The organism is Kitasatospora sp. NPDC007106 (assembly GCF_040634455.1).
GTDB classification, from domain to species: Bacteria; Actinomycetota; Actinomycetes; order Streptomycetales; family Streptomycetaceae; genus Kitasatospora; species Kitasatospora arboriphila.
In genome coordinates this window covers 1-1,934 of sequence record NZ_JBEYFP010001027.1, presented here as the reverse complement: position 1 = coordinate 1,934, position 1,934 = coordinate 1, and the positions used below count along the sequence as shown (strand labels likewise).

1 pseudogene is annotated in these 1,934 nt (G+C 77.7%); it reads left to right on the top strand.

The features are described 5' to 3' along the window. Positions 1-1,350 precede the first annotated feature (1,350 nt). Positions 1,351-1,934 (top strand): annotated as a pseudogene (locus tag ABZ641_RS35340) (hypothetical protein); the annotation flags it as partial.

The window sequence follows — 1,934 nt, the reverse complement described above, 5'->3', positions numbered from 1 at the left end:
CCCGCACCCGGCACGGGACCGGTCCCGATCGGACCGGCGGCCGTGGGCGTGGGCGTGCCCGGGTTCTGGCCGGACGGGCCGGGCTGGCCCGGGCCGGTGTCCGGAACCGCGGCCGGGCTGTGCGTCGGCGGGGCATCGGCGACCGCCGTGGAGGCCGTCTCCACCGTGGCGCGGTGCGGACCGTCCGAGGAGGAGGCCGACGGGCGCGAGTGGTCCGCTCCCCCGGACGGCACGCCCGCCGACGGGATCCCCGCCGACGGCATGTGCGGAACACCGCCGCCCGAGGGCACACCCCGGCCCTCGCCCTCACTGCGCGGACCAGGCGTCGAGTCCGGTGCCGGCGTGCCGGCCGGCGTGTGGTGGTCGGGCGCCGAGTCCGGCGTCGGGCCGGAACGGTGCTGCTGGCCGGGGACGTCCCCACCCGGCCGGGACGCGCCGCCATCGGAGGCGTGCACGGGCGCGGGGGTCGCCTCCCCGCCGCGCACCGGCCCGTACGAGGGCGTGCCGCGGTCGCCGCCACCGTGCGGAGGCGTGGCCACGCCGTCGTCACCGCGCACCGGCCCGTACGTGGGACGGGAGTCTCCGGAGTGCGCGGGGGCGGGTGTGGAGTCGGGGGTCGGATGGGACGGCGCCGGCCCCGGACGGGAGTCCGGCGTGCCGTGTGGCGACTGCCCCTCCCCGACGTGCTGCGGCCCACCGTGGGACGGCGCGGGGGCGGGGGCGGGGGCGGCATCCGGCGTGGTGTGCGCCGGGACGGGACCCGGCCGCGCGGTGTCCGCACCGGACCGCTCCGCATGCCCGTCACCGGCATGCGCAGGCCCGTCCGAGGAATCGTGCCGCGTCGCAGCCGACCCGTCCGAAGCCGGCGTCGACCGGCCGTCCGTACCCGTGTGCGCCGGACCCGCATCCACACCCTCGCGCCGCGTCGCAGCAGGCCCGTCCGAGGAATCATGCCGCGCCGCAGCCGGCCCGTCCGAAGCCGGCGTCGACCGGCCGTCCGTACCCGTGTGCGCCGGACCCGCATCCACACCCTCGCGCCGCGTCGCAGCAGGCCCGTCCGAGGAATCATGCCGCGCCGCAGCCGGCCCGTCCGAAGCCGGCGTCGACCGGCCGTCCGTACCCGTGTGCGCCGGGGTGGGTCCGTCCGAACCGGTGGACGGTCGACCGTCCGTACCCGTATGCGCCGGGGTGGGTCCGTCCGAACCGGTGGACGGTCGACCGTCCGTACCCGTGTGCGTGTCGGGGCCGGCGGACGGGGTGTGCGAGCCGGAGGGCGGCGGGGTGCCGTCGCCGCCTCCGGCCGGAGTGTGGTGGGCGGCAGGGGCGGGTGCCGGGTCGGGGGACAGCCGGGTGCCGAACGGGTCGAGTGGTGTCGAACTCCGGTTGTCCCGGACGTCGTTGCCGTGCTGGGTCGAGGACGAGGAGCCGCCGTCGCTGCTGCCGTGCGAACCGGAGTCGCCGCCCGCCCCGGACGGCCCGCCCGAGGAGGTGTGGTCGGTGCCCGTGCTCGCCTCCCCGCCGCTCGGCCGCCCGCTCCCCGAGGAACCACTGCCCGACGAACCACTGCCCGACGAACCACCGCCGGACGCGCCGCTTCCGGACGGAGTCGAAGTTCCGGATGAACCCGAGGAGTTCGATCCGCCGGAGGACCCGCTGCCGCCCGAGGAATCCGAGGAACCCGACGTGTGGGAGGACGAGTTGGACGACGAACCGGAGTCCCCGCCGTTCCCATCCCCGTTCCCGCTCCCGTGCTCGCCGCCGCCCTCGTGGCCGCCGCTTTCGCCGTGCCCGGCCGCACGGTCCGCATGGTGCCGGGCGGCGCCGCCGGCCCGCGAGCCGAGCCCGTCGCGCAGCGACTCCCCGAACGTCTGCTTCCAGTTCTCCGCGGAGGACTTCCCCTCCTCCCAGCCCTTCTTCACCGTCCGGCCGACGTC